General features: G+C 45.4%; 15 protein-coding genes and 1 CRISPR repeat array (1 of these 16 only partly in view). Of the genes, 1 reads left to right on the top strand and 14 read right to left on the bottom strand.

Annotation, left to right across the window (positions count from 1 at the left end; genetic code table 11):
* Nucleotides 1–401: 401 nt before the first annotated feature.
* The 14 genes from hflX to EO93_RS13710 form a co-directional block, all read right to left on the bottom strand.
* Entirely contained in the window at nt 402–1694 is a 1293-nt protein-coding gene (hflX, locus tag EO93_RS13775; RefSeq protein ID WP_235283206.1) for a GTPase HflX, read from the bottom strand.
* Nucleotides 1691–2086, bottom strand: coding sequence for a DUF2209 domain-containing protein (locus EO93_RS13770; protein ID WP_048163112.1), 396 nt, complete (start codon nt 2084–2086; stop codon nt 1691–1693). The genes hflX and EO93_RS13770 overlap by 4 nt, the downstream gene beginning before the upstream one ends.
* 206 nt (nt 2087–2292) lie before the next feature.
* On the bottom strand, nt 2293–3345 hold the full coding sequence (gene endA / locus EO93_RS13765) for a tRNA-intron lyase (protein ID WP_048163111.1): 1053 nt from the start codon (nt 3343–3345) through the stop codon (nt 2293–2295).
* 272 nt (nt 3346–3617) lie between these two features.
* Nucleotides 3618–5111 carry a Ni-sirohydrochlorin a,c-diamide synthase gene (gene cfbB, locus EO93_RS13760; protein ID WP_048163109.1) on the bottom strand — a complete coding sequence of 498 codons (1494 nt, stop codon included), beginning with the start codon at nt 5109–5111 and terminating at the stop codon, nt 3618–3620.
* Between the two features lie 62 nt (nt 5112–5173).
* A complete protein-coding gene (gene cfbC, locus EO93_RS13755; RefSeq protein ID WP_048163108.1) occupies nt 5174–5971 on the bottom strand; it encodes a Ni-sirohydrochlorin a,c-diamide reductive cyclase ATP-dependent reductase subunit in 798 nt (265 codons plus the stop codon).
* A 90-nt stretch (nt 5972–6061) separates the two neighbouring features.
* Entirely contained in the window at nt 6062–7186 is a 1125-nt protein-coding gene (gene cfbD, locus EO93_RS13750; RefSeq protein WP_048163106.1) for a Ni-sirohydrochlorin a,c-diamide reductive cyclase catalytic subunit, read from the bottom strand.
* 300 nt (nt 7187–7486) lie between these two features.
* Nucleotides 7487–9037 (bottom strand): coenzyme F430 synthase, encoded by a 1551-nt coding sequence (cfbE, locus tag EO93_RS13745; protein WP_048163104.1) that lies wholly within the window; start codon nt 9035–9037, stop codon nt 7487–7489.
* 28 nt (nt 9038–9065) lie between these two features.
* A complete protein-coding gene (gene cfbA / locus EO93_RS13740) occupies nt 9066–9458 on the bottom strand; it encodes a sirohydrochlorin nickelochelatase (protein WP_048142914.1) in 393 nt (130 codons plus the stop codon).
* Nucleotides 9459–9889: 431 nt separating this feature from the next.
* Nucleotides 9890–10723, bottom strand: a complete 834-nt coding sequence (locus tag EO93_RS13735; protein ID WP_048163102.1) for a transglutaminase-like domain-containing protein — start codon at nt 10721–10723, stop codon at nt 9890–9892.
* 655 nt (nt 10724–11378) lie between these two features.
* Complete coding sequence (locus EO93_RS13730; protein ID WP_048163100.1) at nt 11379–11633, bottom strand: hypothetical protein; 255 nt, start codon at nt 11631–11633, stop codon at nt 11379–11381.
* A 411-nt stretch (nt 11634–12044) separates the two neighbouring features.
* Nucleotides 12045–12857, bottom strand: a complete 813-nt coding sequence (locus EO93_RS13725) for an alpha/beta fold hydrolase (protein WP_048163098.1) — start codon at nt 12855–12857, stop codon at nt 12045–12047.
* A gap of 177 nt (nt 12858–13034) precedes the next feature.
* A complete protein-coding gene (locus tag EO93_RS13720; protein ID WP_048163097.1) occupies nt 13035–15272 on the bottom strand; it encodes an amino acid permease in 2238 nt (745 codons plus the stop codon).
* A 414-nt stretch (nt 15273–15686) separates the two neighbouring features.
* Entirely contained in the window at nt 15687–16034 is a 348-nt protein-coding gene (locus tag EO93_RS13715) for a hypothetical protein (RefSeq protein WP_048133642.1), read from the bottom strand.
* Nucleotides 16035–16240: 206 nt separating this feature from the next.
* The gene (locus EO93_RS13710; RefSeq protein WP_048163095.1) at nt 16241–17473 is read right to left on the bottom strand and encodes an acyltransferase; all 1233 of its coding nucleotides are present in this window, start codon (nt 17471–17473) and stop codon (nt 16241–16243) included.
* A 355-nt stretch (nt 17474–17828) separates the two neighbouring features.
* On the opposite strand from EO93_RS13710, the gene EO93_RS18530 reads away from it, so the two are divergent.
* On the top strand, nt 17829–17951 hold the full coding sequence (locus EO93_RS18530) for a hypothetical protein (RefSeq protein ID WP_255350232.1): 123 nt from the start codon (nt 17829–17831) through the stop codon (nt 17949–17951).
* A gap of 167 nt (nt 17952–18118) precedes the next feature.
* Nucleotides 18119–19814: direct repeats of the CRISPR family, unit length 29 nt; unit sequence CGGTTCATCCCCACGCTTGTGGGGAACTC (it continues 2300 nt past the right edge of the window).

Here is a 19814-nt window from a genome sequence, read left to right as displayed (position 1 = left end):
GCTCTGTGAATTTAATTCGGAAAAGAAAATCCGGAGAACTGAATCACGAGAACTGAATCACGAGAACTGAATCACGAGAACTGAATCAGGATAAACAAACCGAAAAAAAAATGAAAAGAGGAATAGCGAACGGGCAAGTGTATATAAAAAATCTGGTGTAGGGGTAGTTTAGGATATTAGGAGGGTCTGATGTATTCAGTAGACACCCGTTCGCAAATAAACAAACAACTTTCGAGTATAAATGTCTTTCGTATACACACGAACAATATTCGGGTTATGAAAAAAAAATATCGGAAAAGAAAAACATTGGTAAATGTACGGACAATATACCAATGGTTATTATATAAATGGAAAAGCTTTTTATTCTTCAATGCCGCTTGAAAAAGCACCATAAACGGTATTCAACGTTGTTCATCCAGAGTCTGTTCCAGAGATTTGATCCTGTTGATTACCTCTGTTCTGGCTTCATAATCCACTGAAATCCGCTCCCCGTACTCAACCCTGTGTACAATACCCTCTTCGTACAGCCAGGAGAGAATTGACATCCCTTTTTCCGAGTTCGGAAGGGAAAAGGAGTAGAAAAACCAGGCAGGAAGGTGTTTGATTATCTCGGCTTTTAACTCCTGCATGCCAACCTGTTCTTTTGCGGAAACGAACACAGGATTGGGAGCCATATAGCCTATTTCTTCCATAACAGCTTCAAGTTCGGATGCTTCAAGTAAATCGGTCTTGTTGAGCACTGTAATCACCGGAACTCCCTGGATGCTGTCCCAGAGAGTATCGTGAGCTGTGGAAAGCTTCTGCAGGATTACCTCAGGTTTTTCGCTTACATCAACTACCAGCAGGATAAGGTCGGAAAGAAAGATCTCATCGAGGGTAGATTTGAAGGCATCAACCAGCCAGTGCGGGAGCTCCTCTATGAACCCTACGGTATCTGTCAAAAGAGCCTTTCTTCCGCCCAGGTCAAGTGCCCGGGTAGTCGGCACAAGGGTTGTAAAGAGCATATTCTGTGCTTCAACGCTTTCATCAACAATGGCATTGAAGAGAGTGCTTTTTCCGGCATTTGTATAACCTGCAAGGGAGACCAGGGAAAAACCCTTCCTGTGCCGAAACGCCCGCAGAGACTCATCATCTTTTTCTGCAGACTCAAGTTCATTTTCAATCTTTGTTATCCTTTTCTTCAGGTCCTGTTCATAAGCGTCTTCATAGTCCCCAAGCCCCATGAAACCTGCCCTTTCCTCCTTTTTCAGAAGGGAAACAATAGCCCTTGCCCTCGGAACCTCATACCTCAGCCTCGCAAGTTCAACCTGCATCTTGGACCTGCGTGTGGTAGCTCTTTTTGCAAAGATCTCAAGGATAAGCTGGAACTTGTCTATTACCTGACACCCACAGGTTTCCGAGATATTGAAAAGCTGAATTGTAGAGAGCCTGTTATAAAAGATGACCTTTCCAGCCCTCTTAATTCTAACAAGTTCGGCAAGATCCTCTATCTTTCCTCTCCCCAGCTGGTACTTGGAATCCGGAAACCTCGTCTGCGTAAGTTCCCCAACAGGAACATAGCCTGCAGCCCTTGCAAGCTCCCTGAGTTCCTCAAAGAGATATTCGCTGCGTTCAGGGTCAGCACGCGGATTGGTTCTTTTTACGAGAATTACCCTGTTTTCGGTTTCTATATTTTGTTCTGCTGGAATTTTCACGCCTCAATGTTAAGTTCTTTAAGAAGTAAATTTCGAGCGCTCAAAGAGATATGGTGAGCAAGTTCGATAGCCCTTCTCTCAGCTATGGACTCCTGGTACTTAAATGCCCTTGAAAACATACTTTCCGGCACCCACGGGGGCTGATTATACATATCCCCTTTTTCTGTCACAATTGTCCCCTCAAAGGAAAGCTGGTTAGCCGTATCCTCAATCAGCTGCACGACATCAAGCAAGCCGGGTGCTCTTTTAAGCCAGAATGGAAGGATCTTCACCTGCTTAACTTTTTCGATATGGTCAGCAGAAACAGTAAGGGCTGCTGCCGCACAGACCATGTAGTAGCCGCCTTTAATCCTGTGCCTGCCCGAAATGTCCACTGCAATAATATCCCACATTTATGTTTCACCCTCCTTCCGGGATGAAAACCCGATTTTCACGAACCCTTAAGAGAAGGGCGAATGTTTTACTCAGGTCTAATTTACTCGGGTCTAATCTACTCAGGTCAATAATCTTTACTCAAGTCTGCCCGAAGAAACCTGAGATAAAATATAATTTTGATACAAAATCTCATTTTGATACAAAATCTCATTTTGATACAGAATCACATTTTGACTCTGCCAATATCCAGGTACTCGACTCCTTCCCCTTTCTCTACTGCAAAGAGCATTCGCTTGCGCACACTGTTTGCAAGCCGGACAGCCCCGGACATAACCGGAAGCCTGAACTCGTAATCTGCAGGGATAGCATTCACAAGATACTCGGAATGGGGAATTTTTTCTATGAACTCGACTTTCCTGTAGACCCTGAAATGGGTCCCGAACTTAAAACCTGTCTTGACCACGTGCCCTGAGTCCCGCAGAGCCTTATATGCGAGGTATTTCCGCAGGAAAGAACCTTCGATTTCCGAGGCTTTTTCAACAAACTCTTCGAATGAAAAGACCTTTCCTTTCCTGTCCCTTACAACTATGATCCCTCTGGAAAAGAGGTAGAGGGACTCGACAAGGGAGAGCTGCAGCCTTTCAGAGTCAAGCATTTTCCCGTAGAAACCTCTGGTATAAAGAGCCCCGGAAGCCTCAGCGTCCCAGGCTATTACCCTGTCTTCAAGGAAAGTTGTATCGGTTTTGACGGCAGGGAAGGGTTCAGGCATCTCCCCTTCAGGGGCAGCGGTTTTAATCTCGTAGAAAGTGAGGTCACTTTCTTCATCCACCACAGCCAGGATAAACTGCTTATGCACGTTTTCTGCCGAGACGACCGAATCCTGCAAAAGCTTTACAGAAAGAAGCTGCCTTTCCGACAGGACATGGACAAAAATTCTTGCCGCACTTTTTCCGGGATGGCTGCCTCTGGGGTATACCCTGAAGTCCACAGCTGAAGGCTGGACATAATACCCCCGCTCTTTGAGGTCTTTATACACGATATACTTCAGCTCGAAATTCGGCTGCCTCAGAGAAGCCTGCTCGAAAAAGGCCCTGAAATCAAGCGGTTTTCCTTCAAGCTCAATCTCGAGTTTTCCTCTAAACTGAAGGTATGCGGCTTCAACAAGTGAGAGTTCAAGCCCGTCCCCCCTGGGACGCCCGAAATAACCTGTTTTGTAAAGTTCGGCCACCGCGTCCTTTCCGGCAAGGACCCGGTCCCCTTTAAGTTGTGTTTTCAATAGTTTCACCTGAAAAGAAAATAGAATGAAAATAAGTTTTATAAGAATCTTTTTTGTAATAATCTGAATTGTAACAATCTGAATTGTAACAGTCTGGATTATTATGGCTTTTAATAATCCAGCCTGTAATTCCTGGTGTGTAATAATCTGGCTTAATATAATATTGTTTTTTCGACCTGCAAAGGCAAGTGGCCCGCAACCGGCAGCATGAATATATAACTTAGAATAATGCCTTTCGGTTGAAAACCCGGATCAAACCTGCATTTATATGTTTATCGGGAAGCCCTGGAAGCCCTGAATTTACGGGCAGCTTCAACAAATGAACCTGCAAGTTCCCTGTATGAGACTCCGTGCAGGTGGGCGTAAGAACCGAGGGTATTGCCGACAATAAGCCCATCCTGATCTCCTTTTATTCCAGTGCCCCTTGAGAGGGTTATTGCAAATTCCGCATCATCAGGGATTTCCCGGATTTCGGAGTGGTGGAACTCATGCCCCTTGAAGCTGTTGCCTTCTTTTCCCAGAAGGCAGTTCCTATCAAGAGTCCCGATATTGTAACTGACAACCCTTGTCTGCCCCATAATTGTGTGGCCAGGAAGCGCCCCGACCATTGAATAGGTGGACTCGGGCATCGAAGCGTCGTGGTATGTGCCTTTTCCGGGGATTCCGGTACTGATTTTTTCCGTAAGGTACATGAGCCCCCCGCACTCGGCGTATATGGGCATACCTGCAGCAGAAGCTTCTTTGATGCTCATTCGCATGGACTCGTTGGCTTCGAGTTCGGCTGCAAAAAGTTCAGGGTAGCCGCCTCCTATATAGAGCCCGTCAACATCAGGAAGCCCGGGATCTTTTACCGGGCTGAAGTAAACAATCTCCGCCCCGGCAAGTTCCAGCAGGTCGATATTATCATGGTAGTAAAAGTTGAAAGCCTCATCAAGGGCAATACCTATCCTCGGTCCGGGAGATCCTGCACCGGCAGCAGGGGAAAAAATGCTATTTTCGGAACTTTTCAGGGGTTTTGCACTCCTTGCGATTTCCAGGAAGCGATCCACATCAATTCCTTTAGTGATAATCTCTTCAATGCCCCGAAGCCTGTCCTCAAACCCTCCGTCTCCAAGCCTCCGCCTGCCTTCAAGCGCAGGCATGAGTCCGAGGTGGCGCATGGAAATCTGCATGGCGGGGTCCCTTGGAATAATGCCTATAACCGGCACGCCAGTATAGTATTCTATTGCCTCTTTTGCCTTTTCTGCGTGGCGGCGGCCCCCTATATTATTGAGGACAACGCCTGCGATTTCCACGTCAGGATCGAAATTCTTATAGCCGCTTATAAGGGCTGCACTGGAACGGGTAATGCTGCGGGCATTGATTACGAAAACCACGGGGCATTTGAGGATCTTTGCGATCTGGGCGGTACTCCCAAGGTCGCTCAAGCTTTCAAAGCCCTCGTAAAGCCCCCGAACTCCTTCGATAATTGCAATATCTGCCCCATCCCCGGTTTCACAGGCATGGGAGTAGACGTCAAGAATCCCGTCTTCGTCCATCAGGTACCCGTCAAGGTTCCGGCAGAACCTTCCCGTGATTTCGGTATGGTAACTGGGGTCGATATAGTCAAGAGCGACCTTGAAGGACTGGACTTTATACCCTCTTGAAACAAGAGCAGCCATAAGGCCCATGGAAATTGTGGTCTTGCCTGAAGAGGAACGGTCTGCAGAAATAAGGACTCTGGGAATGTTCCCTGCATCTGTTCCGGATTGTTTGCTGTGGGACATGCTTTCAATAACCCCTGAGTTCGGTATATCCATTTATTGCGGCACAGGTAAGTTTTTGCAGTTCACTGTGTCATTTCCCTTAACCGCTCATCGCTCAGGTGGGCTGCCATAACCTTCTTTTCGTTATTCAGGATTGCTTTTCCAAGCTGGCGGTAGATTTCAGCAATGTCGGATTCAGGAGCTTTTTCCATAACAGAATAGCCGTCTCGCTCGCAAACCTGGACTATATCCCGCTTGGGGATAAAAGCCATAAGCTGACTGCCGATTTCCTCCGAAAACTTCCTGACTATTTCTTCTTCCCGGATTGCGTTTCTGGAATTGCAGATAATCCCACTAAGCGGCATACTGATTTTGGAAAGCCCTTTGCAGATGTTGTTTGCTGCATAGAGGGGCATATATTCTCCTGAGGTCAGGACGTATGCCTCATTTACATAGCCCTTCCGGATAGGGGCAACAAACCCGCCGCAGACGATGTCTCCCGGAACATCGTAGATTATAAGGTCCTGTGCTTTAAGGAGGTCTTCTGAAATGCTTTTCAGTTTCTGGATTGCAACTATGATCCCACGCCCTGCACAGCCTATGCCGGGCTCGGGCCCTCCGGCTTCTATACATTTTACGCCTGCATACCCTTCAAAGACCATATCTTTTTCCTTTACATCCACACCTTCGCGGATGAGGTCAAGTATGGTTGGGATTCTCCTGCCTCCGAGAAGGGTTATGGACGAATCGCTTTTTGGGTCGCAGCCTATGATCATGACCTTCTTTCCTGCTTCCGCACAGGCAGCTGCAACGTTTGAGGCTGTGCTCGACTTACCTATGCCGCCTTTTCCGTAAATTGCAACGATCTTTTGTTTTTTCAAAGGATCTTCCTCCCGTTACTTTGATTTTATACTGGATTTACTTTATACTGGATTTACTTTATACTGGCTTTTATCCTGACTCTTTTCTGTTCAGGCTTCCTTTGCAACTTCCTTTGCAACTTCCCTTAATGTGGCTCCGAACTCGGATTCCACTATTTCGCTGACTCCGAGAGTCTTTGGGTGGAGGTCGATCTCAACCATAACATGCTCATGCCCCATCTCTTTTAAGGGCAGGACCTGCCTCGGGCCGTTCGTAACCGAAATCAGTTCCATGTGCTGCAGGTTCTCCATCGGGATTGCATGAGGAACGCCTGTGATAACTGCAAAATCGTAATCACTGTATTTTGTCTTTATTAGTTCGCTGACCTTTTCCCCCGCAATCGGGTACTCATCCATGCCGCCGATGACTTCGTGAATCTCAATCCCATGGGCTACGAAGTCTCGCATAATGTATTTGGCATGCTGCCTGACCCGCGGAAGCCCGAGTTCCGGGTCGATATTTGCCATATTGACCAGGTTTTCCTTTTTCCCGAGCGCAGCTGCAACCTCATTGACTGCAAGAGTGATGTCTGCAAACATGTAGCCGGTTTCTTTTTTGGCGTTCATTATGATGAGACCTTTCTTGCCTTCCTTGAGGAGTTCAATAACCCGCCTTGCAACCTTATATTTGAGGTCTCCCCTGGAGGGGGCAAGGTATTCCCTGCTCGCAGCCCCGAACCTCTTTTCAACCTCTGTGGCTTTTATAAGGAGGTACTCCTGGCGCTCGAATTCTTTACGGTCAATTATCCCGGCATCGAGGGCAGATTCAAGGGCAAAGATCACACCTTTTGTGTTGTTGTGATAGCCTGCGTGCACTTCTACTTCAATAACAGGGATATCCGGGTTTGCTTCAAGCACGGCTTCGTGCATTTCCTCCCCTATGATCATGCTGGCACAGGTGCCGACAACGCCCAGAATTTTCGGGTTGAAGAGTTCGATGGACTTGTTGATGAGCTGTACAAGCCGGTCATGCCCTCCGAAAACAAAGCCGTTCTCGTCAAGCCCTGTAGTGACTACATGGATCCCGTCTTCTTCGAGCAGCCTCGCATGCTTGAATGAGCAGCCAGGGGGTCCGTGCAGGATTGCAACATCGACATTTAAGTCCCTGAGAGTATAAAGAGCCGCAACGATTGAACTCGGGCGGGGATGAATGATTGAAATCTCTTTTGCAGTCATGACAAATCCTCTTATTCTGATTATACGAATGTTTATATGGGTTTCACCCGGGAGATTCCGGAATCCCGCAGGACTGTGAACCCCGCCTGGACGGGAAGAAGGTATCCGGAAGCATGATCAGTTGAAAGTTAAACAAGCAATGGAAACGAATACAGATTGGAAGACCCTGTATAAAATTGTATCATAAAATTCCTGCGAAAAGCCCGCAGCCTGACCCGGAATTCCTGCCAATTTTCCAGGTCCGGCCGGAGAATTTTCGGATGGACAATTTACATGGGAGATTACCCGGAGGGACAGCGCTCAACGGAAACATTTCACTGAGGAAAGAATTATATCTTCTGTTCCTGCAAGTTCCGAAGCTTTCAATAGCCCTTCCGGAAGGCTGCCTGCATAAGAGGCATTTTTAGCAGCTACTGCTGTCATTCTCTCTCCAACAAGTATAATGTGCCTGCACTTTGCACCGAACTTTTCTACAAACCCCTGCACTGAGACAGGAGGCAGCCCTTCACATACCTGAGAAGCTTCTTCTCCGAGTACAAGGATTATACTTCCCTTTTTTTCGTCCTTTTTCTTCAGGAGAGCGTACTCAAGGGCTTTTTCTGCAGAAAGGATGTCCATTCCGGAGTTGGAGTTGTCAACCAGGGCAACCCCATTAAGCTCTTTTTCCTGCATTCTGCCTGAAAGCCCCCTGAACTCCTCAAGCACAGAAACAACAGCTTTTTGTTCAACCCCAAGTTCGAGAGCGGCTGCAGAGGCTGCAACAAAGGCTGTCATGTATGCCGAACTGTTATATCCGGGGCGCAGGGAAGCTGAAAAAAGTTCATCTCCTCTGCGGAGAAAATGCAGGGTAGAGCCTGAAGCTCCGGGAGTGATTGACGGTTCTGAGGGAGTTGAAGGTTCTGAGAGAGTTGCCGGTTCCCGAGCAGCGGATAACTCCGGAGTAATTGATGATTTTTGAGTAGCTGACGAGTCTTGAGCAGCTGATAATTTTGCAGTCCCGGCTTCAGTTTCCAGAACAAAATCCGGAACTTCAGACATCTTCACATGGGACTCTGCATAAAATGGGTCCTTAAAGGTGAGAACCTTTGCCCGGCTCCCTTTTGCAGCTTCAAGGGCTTTTTCTGCCCCGGCATTGAGAAGAAGGGTGCTTCCGGGTTTTGCGTTCAGGATAAGCTGGAGCTTTGCATCGCTTGCAAGGGAGTTATTGTTCGCAATCCCATAATCAGGGGAAAGGGTTGTCAGGATCCCGAGGTCTGCGGTACCCGTACCTCCGATAGAGATTTCAAAGATGAAAAATTCCGGCCTGATTCCTGCCTCAAGGCTTTTTTCAATGGCTGTCAGGATACTTCCCGGAGTAATGCTCAGGCCCCTGTGAATAATAAAAGGGACACCCTCTTTCCAGGCTTCAAGCCCGCGCGAGGTATGGAGCACGACTTCGAACCTGCGGGAGAGCATGTCAGCGAGCAGGGACGCAGTGCTTGTCTTTGCTTTTACGCCTGTTATCTCAACTATTCTTATATCCGAAAGCTCCGGGTCGTCCTGCAGGATTTTCCCTATGGCTTCGTGGTGTGAGAGAACTGTTTTTCCTTCTGACCTGGCTTTTGAAAGCATGGGATAAGCCGGGTCCAGATGCACAGGCGCTACCAGCAGATCGAATTCGGATAAGGGGAGAGGAGTTTTTGAACAGCTGATGCCGTACTTTTCCTCAAGCTCCCCAAGCAGCACCTGATCCACGGTCCCGTAAACGTCTACTCCGGATACATCATTTCCCAGAGCTGCGAGTTTTATTGCTATTGGAATGCCGCCGTGTGTAAGGTCGAGCACGGCGAGCTTCTTCCGGAACAGGTCCATAATAAAAACCGGACCCAGATGTTCAAATCTACAGGGATTCCTGCACCCTTTTAAAGACGAGGTCGGCGATCAGTGTGTCGGCTCCGAGGGGTTTTGCGTAGCAAAGAGGAACTGCTTTTCCATCGATTTCAAGGGTTCCGCAGCCGTTTTCGTCCAGATTCAGGATTTTAGGGATATCCTTTGTGATGTGGACGCCTGAAGCCAGGAAAACAGGTACTGCTGAAATCTTTGTTACTCCTGTACCTGAAAAGCCTGCAATTGCTTCTTCCAGAGTTGGCTCACTGTTTTCCATAAAGCCGGCTCTAACAACAACATCAGAATACTTCTGTGCAATGTAATCTGCGATCTGGCTGACTACTTCTTTATTGTAAGGCAGTTTGCTCCCGTGGCCGATGGCCAGGATTCCGATTTTTTCTGTCATTTTTAAGACCTCATTTTAAGTTTAAGCTTAACAATATTATCAGAATTTGTTTAACACAATTAGTTTAATTTGTAACATCACAGAGTTTAACATAGTTAGAATTTATATGATATAACCTTTTTGAAAAAGGGACAACGGGAGAAAGTTTTGAGAGAAGCGGAGAAAGAAAGTTTTGAGAGAAGCGGAGAAAGAAAGTTTTGAGAGAAGCGGAGAAAGAAACTGAGGATAAGGATAAAAATGCGTAAAGCCAGCAATCCGCAGGAAGGGTATTAAAACAGGGCAAAATTTTCATTCATTAATTCATTAATTCATTAATTCATTAATTCAGTAATTCATTAATTCATTAATTCATTAATTCATTAATTCATTAATTCATTTATTTATTCATTTATTTATTCACTTATTTATTCACTTATTCATTAATTCCTGCTTTAGAACTCGACCAGGCCGTTCGGGTAGTATATAATAGATGCTCCCTGGAAGTATACACCGCCGGGATGTCTGTACCCGTTTGACCCGCTCCAGTCAAAGTTGAGCCAGTACTGCGTTCCCTGCCCATCTTCAAGCACCCTTTCCGAGTACCAGACATTTTCGGCAGAGGGGTATCTCTCTGCGATATAATCCAGTATCCCGGAAGCTGCGTCCCTGTCATCCCCTATGTAAAGTTCGGGATAAGCGTGCCCATAAGACTCATTGTATGCCGTAACTACCCTCGTATTGAACCCCATATTTTTCAAAAGGGCAGACATAACAATTGAGTAATCATCGCAGTCCCCTATATATCCGCTGTCAATGGTCTGTGAAGCCCCGAAGAAAAACTCGGCGTTTTTGTCGTACCTGTACTGCCAGTTCCGGTTTACGTAATTATAAACAGCGCAGGCATCTTCTATATTGTATCCTGAAGTCTTTCCTGTGATATTGTAGACCTCTTCTCCTGTCCTTTCCTCTCCTGCCCCTATAGCCCTCCGGAAGTTCAGAGACAGCAGCCTGTATTCTTTTGGATAAACAGCACCTGACTTCTCTTCGGAGTACGAGGGCACCTCAGGTATCCCCGTAGAGGCGATACTTTCAGCGCTTTCGACACTCCCGACAAGATCAGCCTCTTCGGCTTCGAGTTCTTCCTCCGGGACAGTACCCTCAGGCAGCAATTTATTCATCCCATCGGCGACAAGACCCTCCTTAAGGTTCCCGATATCCATACAGCCGGCTGTCAGGGAGACGAGAAAAATGAGGACTATAAATTTTAAAGCCTTCACATGGACCACAAAATCAGCTCCGGAAGTACTGTATAAGTAATATAGGTTAATAAATTTCTGTGACAGCCCCCGCGAATAAATTCGCAGGCATCTATGCCTTTCAACCAACGCTATTCTGCCCAGTAGCGAATATTATTCTGGTCTCGCCAACACCGTTCAAAGTTTTACATGTAGAACTTCCCTACATAACCTCATACTTTAAGTTCAGAGCAAAGTCTAGCTGACCTACTTGAGCCTATTATGCTGATGGTAGCAAAAACTAGCCAATATAGAATAGGACTGGAAGATAAATTAAGGTTTACAGGTAACTATTATCGAGAGAGTTTACGGCTGTATCCCGCCATAAAAATGACGGAGATTAGCCTCTACACTCCGAAATATAATAAAGTAAATCTCTTTAAATTCTAACATTAGACTCTGGTTTCAATACATAGTTTATATTCCCCTTTTTCGTCTCAAAAATATCCCGCATTTGGGATAGTCGAGACCCTCACAGTATTTTCCTTTAGGCTGGAATTGAGAACATGATGAACAATATTTACATTTTGTATGTAAGATAATGGATATTATGCCCATATACAGACCCCTTTACACCCACAATTCGAAATATGCCCATATATAATCAGATGGGTCCATATATATTAACTGTTGCATTGTTTCCTCTTCAAACCCGAATCGGCATTATTTCACTCCCTGATGCCTTTGCATTTCCTGAAGTGATTTCGGTTATTTTAAAGTATGGCAGCCCCTGAATTGCTAGCTGGGCCATCGAGTACTCGATATCCGGAGTTGGTCCCTTAATCCTGAGAGGACTGGCTATGACGTTGAGCAGTTCCGCAAGGTTGGGGCTGTTCGACTTCCATGTCCCGTCACTCTGTGTTTCAGCGGTAAAGATTTTCCATTCGATTTTCACGGACATTAGTATTCTCCCGTATTCTCCCCTTAAAAAATGGTTATTCGGTCGAGCCAGCTGCTCAAAAAAATAAATTATCAGTACTCGGGCCTAAGTATTTTTATATGTTTTTACCTATAACTTTATATCACCGGTGTAATTCGACTTTTCCCCTTTCAAAGCCTTAAATTATTAACCGGAAAAGAAACGCAGAATAATCTAAAAGGAAACTACTTACTGCTGACTCAAGGGGCTCAAATCATAAGTTTGCAGACTAAAAAAGAGATTTTTCAGCAGAGAGTTGTTTCAACCTAAATTGAGTTTATCCAACTCCTATCCAGCTCGGGAATAAGCCGAATCAGGAATAGGAGTATTTATGCTAGAGAGTGCTCTTAACGGCTCCCTTAAACAGGAAATTCCGCATGCCTTTTTGCGGCTTCACAGATGGCTCAGGAAATCCAGCACAATCCGATTAAATTCAGCAGGTTTTTCCATATTTGGCACGTGGGCGGTATCGGACATGAGAACCTTTTTTGCCCCTTTGATCTCGTTAGCAAGTAGGTCAGCAGCCCGCAGGATTTCAGGATTATCAAGAGAGCCAGCCATGACTAACGCAGGAACGGCGAGATCCCCAAGCCGCCCGGTGGCCGGTGGATTGAGCGGATTAAGCGGGTTGGCGTCGGCTATGGCCCAGGTTCCATTCTCGACCGGAATCCGGTTCATCTCAGTTGCCCGCTGACGGACGCGAGAGTCGACCTGCTCCGGCTGACGGAAACTGCCATCAACCCAGAGACGGATCTGCAGGTCACTTACGCGGTTCAGATCTCCCTGTTCGAGAGCCTGCAGCATCTCCAGAAGCTGAGATGGAGGAGCGCCCCTCATTTCAAAGCCTCCCGGAATCCCACTGACAACGATCAGCGACAGCACCATATCAGGGTGTTCGAGAGTAAAATCAATGGCTATTTCTCCCCCCATGGAGCATCCCAATACATGTGCACGTTCAATACCGAGTTCCTGAAGCAAGCGGTACAAATCCTTACGGCGGGAAACAGGCCCTATTGCAGGATCGGATTTCCCAAACCCGCGCATATCAAAACGAAGAACCCTATAATGCTGTATAAAAGCGTCCCACTGCGCATCCCACATGCGGCTGTCAACAAAGCCCGCATGGATGAGCACGAGCACCTCACCCTTTCCCTCAATTTCATAGTAGAGTTTCCCGTCTCCAGGGTCAACGTATCCGGTAGTCATGTTCTCTTGTGCTCCTTCCCTGTAATTTCAGCCCTGATTCCTATTTTGATGGATATTTCATTTTTATTGTTTGAACCCGGACTCCTTTATTTTAGTGTGTCTTCTCTTATTATCGTGTTTTCTCTTATTATCGTGTCTTCTCTTTATCGGGTCTTAATCCCGGCATTAATCCTGCTCTTACTCCGGGTCTTTTTCCTTTCTGATTCTTGCATATATCTTCCGACCAGATTTTTTCAGCAGGTAATTCAGACTTTCTTTTGATATCGGCTTTGATTTTTTAACTATCATTACCGGCTTTCTGGAATGTCTGGCAATCCTCTGCGAGAGGGTCCCGAGCAAAGAGATCTTAAATCTCTCGCTCGAATCGCCAATAATTGTTAGATCGTAGCCGTTTGAGACTTCCAGTATGGCATCTTCTATAGAGTATCTTTCAAGCAGTTTAAAGCTGACAGGTATCGAAGTTATCTTTTTGACCAGCCCATCAAGTTCTTCAGTAATTATTGCTTTCTTGTCCGGATCTTCATCGGGGCTAATAATGCTGATTATTCTAATTGAAGCCCCGGTATTTGCAGCGAGTTTTTTTGCAAGATAAAGGCCGTGTACAGAATTTTGTTTTCCATTATATGCTACAAGGATTTTCTTAAGGCTGTCAGGCAGATGTCCTTTTAATAGAGCGATCTGGCTTTTTGAGGACAGGAGAACATCATTTGTTACGTCTCCGAGTGAATACTTGAACCTCTTTGATTCGTGCCAGCCCATAATAATTATGTCTGCGTGCTCTATTTCAGCCTGTTCAATGATTGAATTTGAGATTTTGTGATCAAATGCAATGATAAATTCTCTTTTGTTTCCGAATTTTGCAGGATATTGCTCAAAATCTTCCTGGAAACGACAGTCCATCTCTATCTTTTTCTCGTGGTAAGCTTCCTGAACTACCATTAAGGTTGTCTGGCGTGGAACTTCAATTATGTGCAGGCAAATTATCTCACTTCCCAGGAAATCTGCCAGCTTCAGAAGGTCTCGTTCATGCCCCGGATTGGAAACTGGCACAAGTACCCTGCCAACAGAAACCGGTTCAACGCTCACTCTTTCTACATTATTTTCCAGCAGGTCAAACAGGTTATATGCTGGCATGGCTTTGTCTTTTCCATAGAACATGTACCAGCCGGCTCCGGCAAATATCATTAATACGGTAAACAGTAAAGGTAAACCACCAAGAAGAGGCAGCAATAATATGCTCCCGACAACCCCGAATATTTGCGTGAAAGGATAGAAGGGATCGCGGAATGTTGGTTCATATCCGGGTAAAGTCCGTTTTCGGAGGATGATTACTGCCATATTGAGCAGGATAAATATCAAAATGTTAAAAGCCCCGCCAAGTCTTGCCAGCTGTTCTATGTTGAAAAAAAACAGGAGCGAAACCATTACAGTTCCGGTGACCAGTATAGCATTGTGAGGAGTCTCATACTTTTTATGGATCATGACAAACCATTCTGGCATCAGCGCATCTCTGCTCATTGCAAAAGGAAACCTGGAAGATGACAGTATGGCACCGTTGGCTGTGGAAAGCGTTGCAAGCAGGGCAGCAAAAGCAATGAAGAATTTCCCGGTGTTTCCTGCAATCAGGCCTGCGATATCTGCCAGCGGAGTGACCGTTGTTACTGCTCCTTCAGGACCTGAAAATCCAACCGTTACTGCCATTATACCGACATAAAAGAGGGTTACTACAACCGCTGAAGCGATAAACGCCCTCGGTAAGTTCTTTGACGGGTTTTTAACTTCCTCGGAGACCGCAGCGGCTTCTGCTAGTCCCAGGTAGGATATGAAAATAATCCCTGTTGTAGTGAATATCGACATTATCCCATGCGGGGCTACCGGGACAAAATTATCCGGCTTGACCAGAAAAGATACTTTTCCTATGAATAGAACCAGTATTACCAGTAAAATAACAACAATAAAGTTCTGCAGGGAACCACTACTTTTTGCACCGCGGTAATTAATTACTAACAGAAGCACTCCTGTAACAGCTGCGACTAAATAGAGCGGCAGAGGGTAAAAGATCTGAGAATATTCTGCAAGCCCTATGAGTGCAAACGTGCCTTTGAATACCAGTGCCAGCCAGGAGCCGAGCCCGATTACTGCGCCAAATGCGGCTCCCATTGTCCTGCTGATATAGTAATAGCTGCCGCCTGCCACAGGCATGCCTGTTGCCAGCTCTGACATGCTGATTGCTGTAGCTATTGAAATGAGCCCGCCCAGCAAGAATGAGATAATTGCTCCTGAACCTGCATTTGCTACGGCTATTCCGGGAAGAATGAATATTCCTGCCCCTATCATTGTTCCGGTGGCTATTGCAAAAGTTGAGAAAAAACCCAGGCTGCGCCCCAGCCTTTCCGTTGTTTCAATTGGCGCCATCTATATCCCCGTCTTTCAAGACTCCAGAATAGGTAAACCAAGCTCTGCATAAACACTCAGTTTACAAGTATGTTTACAATTTTGATAATACATTTCCGCACCATGCATCCGGGCAGGCAACGAGAGTCCAAATCCCTGCTTAATTGATCCGGCTGTCGAATAAAAATCTCCGAAAAACGTCATTATCCTCCGGCAGTACAGTTTCAATCCGTTTTTTAGCGGGTCTTGCTACAGTTTTATTTAGAGGAATAAAGCAACATATCTGATCAAAAAGTTTCAATTATGCTTTAATGCCTCTTGTTTTCGAATAGTACATATAATTATCCGTCAGAGGTATATTAAAATAGAATAATCCGGACCAAAACTGAATGCTAATAAAAAATAAGAGTCCTTATAGCTTGAAATAAGGGTAGATCAGGGTTTATAGTATTCTTTTACACATCCTCCAAATAATTTTTTGGATCTTTCAAACCCTTCATAGATTCCATCTAAATGGTCCTGAGAATAATTTGGTTTTTCTTTAACTGCAATCGTGTCTATCATCAGGTTAAATCTTTCCTGCAGCCTCTGTATCTTTACAGCTGGATCTTCCTCTGAAACGAGTGAAATAAATACTCCCACGTTTTCCTCAAAAGTATCTTTGGCTATCTCTAAACCTTCATTTATTCCTTCTTTAAAATCTGAATAAGCCCGACTATCTTTATTCCTCTCGATCAAATCACTAAATCTTCGAACTGTCTTTGTAATTAGTAGTTGATCCAAATTTTGCCCCTCCCTACAGAAATATAAAAAAGACCGTTTATACCATAACAAGAAGTTCAGATCCTTATTTTAGCGGATCTTGCTTTTGAATAATGGATTTGTTTATTAGTCAATAAATTTAGTTATTAGTATCAATACTTATAGGTATTTTCGTTTCAATCCCGGATTTAGTGGATCTTGCTCGCGAATAGAAAAAATAATTTGAATTATTTGAATAATTTATTATATATTGTAAAAATAGCGCTTGAAAGATGTTTCTGCTTTATGTGTCCGGCCCCGCCGCGTCCGCAAGAATTAACCAGCCAATTGTAAAAGAGCTTCGATAATTCCACACCCGCCGTGTCGACGTACTTATAAAATAGATAGCTCAACGGAATTATTAAAAATAACGACAGGATGCATGAAATTAAAACAGCTGCGCTATATGGCAATACCGGGTACAGGATGAGGAACAGTGCACAGGTGAAACTGCTTATCACCAGGAAATGTACCAGGTACAGAGAGTAGGAGATTTTTCCGAGGAAAACCGGCACGGGAGACGAAAAAAAGTTTTGCAACCGTCGGCTGTTCAATAAGACATACATTATCATGCCGGCGCCTAGAATATGATAGGTCACCTTTGGGGTTTGGAAGAAACCGGTATTGAGAAAACCGTATAAAGAACCGGTTGTCACAGGGCTTATAGGGTACGACCCGAGAAACAACCCCGAAACCAGTATAATAGATAGTATTATAGTATTACCTGTTTTAAATACCGGGGTCTCATTGTTGAACGTGTCGGCGAACACCATTCCTATTATAAAAGCCAGATAATAAGAGTTTAAGTAAAGCACGGCTGCGGCAAGATAGAATGTCCAGCGGTTGCGTATCGACCCGAACAGTAATGCCATTGCGAAAACGAGCATCGACCCAAAAAATTCAATTTTCATGGTCCATAAAACCGGGTTGTAGGAGGTCTTGCCGCCTACAAAAAACGACCCCCACACAGCCTGTTTAACCGCATCGACGATGCCTGGCGTAAAGTTCCAGTAGTCGCGGTAATTGCTGCCTGCGGAAATTACCATCGTTTCGAGATAATAACGGTATAATCCGGCTGATGCCAGTAAGTACGAGAGCATTACTACTGCAAATACCGGAATAAACAATCTGAGATATCGGCGCACTGCGCTGCTTATAATTACACCGTTTTCCTTCGTTTTAAAATATTTATGGGTTAATACGTAGCCGCTCAGGACGAAAAAGATGCACACTGAAAAGTTACCGGCGCCAATTAATCCTAAGGGTGTGCTCGAAAAAAGCTGGTCAAGGTTTCCGAAATGCGAAGGCAATTCATTACCATAGACCATCGCCGGGGCTAATGCGACAAAGAAATGCATTATCATGACATTAACCGCAGCTATACCTCGCAACCCATCGAGGTAGGTGATCTTCCCGGCCATATATATCGCTTAAAGTGTATTATTGAACTGTTTTTATATACCTTGTTTTAATGTATCTTGATCGCGAATCAAAAGGCAAGAATCCATAATAACCTTTCTTTTTGTTTCAATTAACCTTTATTTTGGTTTCAATTAACCTTTATTTTGGTTTCAATTAACCTTTCTTTTTGTTTCAAGCCTTGTTTTAGGGGATCTTGCTCGCGAATGAAGATTATTACCTTCACGCATAGCACTTTAGAAAATTGCTACAGACCAAAAGAAAACGTAATAACAAATCGAACGATTGGTGGGTGTGTCATAGACGGTCAATTCATTTGATTTTAATACAATGAACATGACAGATTTATGATAAACAATGAGTTACGAAGAAATAACTGAGAAAATAATGTTGATCGTTATAGGAAAAATCATAGGAAAGCTAATAGAAAAGGTGTTCAAACCTGAGAAAAATGAAGACAGGGTCAGACAACAAACCTGACCTTGTCTGCACTCGGGGAAAGGAGATTGCTGCACTGTTTCAATCCTTGTTTTAGTGGATCTTGCTCGCGAATCACATAAACCACAAATCAACCACAGGAGAAAAAGAGTTTCAATCCTTGTTTTAGTGGATCTTGCTCGCGAATAATAGTTTACAATCAAGGATCTGCCGGTTCATCCCCACGCTTGTGGGGAACTCGTCTGGTCCTCTCAGGGTCTGATCCTCTGGTCCGGTTCATCCCCACGCTTGTGGGGAACTCGGGAAATACGGAAGTTTGTATATCAGCCTGGGCGGTTCATCCCCACGCTTGTGGGGAACTCGAATTCTATGGACGATACACAAACGGCAACCCCGGTTCATCCCCACGCTTGTGGGGAACTCAAGTGTGGAGGGTTTTGTATTTGGGACTAGGTCGGTTCATCCCCACGCTTGTGGGGAACTCGTATTTTATTAATTTCGTCAGTGATTATATACCGGTTCATCCCCACGCTTGTGGGGAACTCCTCATAGGCAGAACGGGAACGCATTAAACAAACGGTTCATCCCCACGTGTGTGGGGAACTCCCTGTGTATTTTCAGAGTTTTTTATACAGATCCGGTTCATCCCCACGTGTGTGGGGAACTCAGGGTGGGGGAAATATAGGATGTTCCAGCTATCGGTTCATCCCCACGTGTGTGGGGAACTCGCCCACACTGCCGAGCAGCAGGCCCCCACCCGCGGTTCATCCCCACGTGTGTGGGGAACTCCAAGCATCATATAATTTTTAGAAGGGGGTTGACGGTTCATCCCCACGTGTGTGGGGAACTCAGCATGTTTATCATACCGTGTTAGATTGGTGACGGTTCATCCCCACGTGTGTGGGGAACTCATTGAGCCTGTTATATTCACTATTGAGGGTTGCGGTTCATCCCCACGTGTGTGGGGAACTCCATTTTCCCCCACAGCTCCGGCAGCCTATGGGCGGTTCATCCCCACGCTTGTGGGGAACTCTAGACATTTTTTACACCCCTATGCGAACATATCGGTTCATCCCCACGCTTGTGGGGAACTCGCGGCGTTTTTCTGATTTTTGCAGAATGTACCCGGTTCATCCCCACGCTTGTGGGGAACTCCTGAAATGCTCGGTCATTCTTTGCTTTTTGACCGGTTCATCCCCACGCTTGTGGGGAACTCCGTTTAGTGCCTCCAATAATTATCAATTGTAACGGTTCATCCCCACGCTTGTGGGGAACTCTTCAAAAACTACAGTAGCAAAAAGTAAATTAACGGTTCATCCCCACGCTTGTGGGGAACTCACAAACACCTTAACTTTAACTATTCTCTCAACCGGTTCATCCCCACGCTTGTGGGGAACTCTACTTTTGGCCACATTACCGGATGAGATGAGACGGTTCATCCCCACGCTTGTGGGGAACTCAATTACACAGTAGTCCTTTCCTCGTATCGAATCGGTTCATCCCCACGCTTGTGGGGAACTCTAATTGGCTACAAAATACATGATAGAAGGAGGCGGTTCATCCCCACGCTTGTGGGGAACTCACCGTAAACAGTTTGTAAGCGTGCTTTCGGTGCGGTTCATCCCCACGCTTGTGGGGAACTCACAGGAAACAGGGTTTAGACGCAAACTTAAACCGGTTCATCCCCACGCTTGTGGGGAACTCGGAATCCCCTATATAATCAGGGGTTATAAGGGCGGTTCATCCCCACGCTTGTGGGGAACTCAGTAGGTGCTGTATCTGCAAAGGTATTTAATCCGGTTCATCCCCACGCTTGTGGGGAACTCAAACATGTGTTTTAGTTGCCATAGTGCTGCACCGGTTCATCCCCACGCTTGTGGGGAACTCATAAAAAAGTAAGCCAGG

The organism is Methanosarcina sp. 1.H.A.2.2 (assembly GCF_000979975.1).
Classification (GTDB): Archaea; Halobacteriota; Methanosarcinia; order Methanosarcinales; family Methanosarcinaceae; genus Methanosarcina.
The sequence above is the reverse complement of the archived record's forward strand: the minus strand, read 5'-3'. Positions and strand labels throughout refer to the sequence as shown.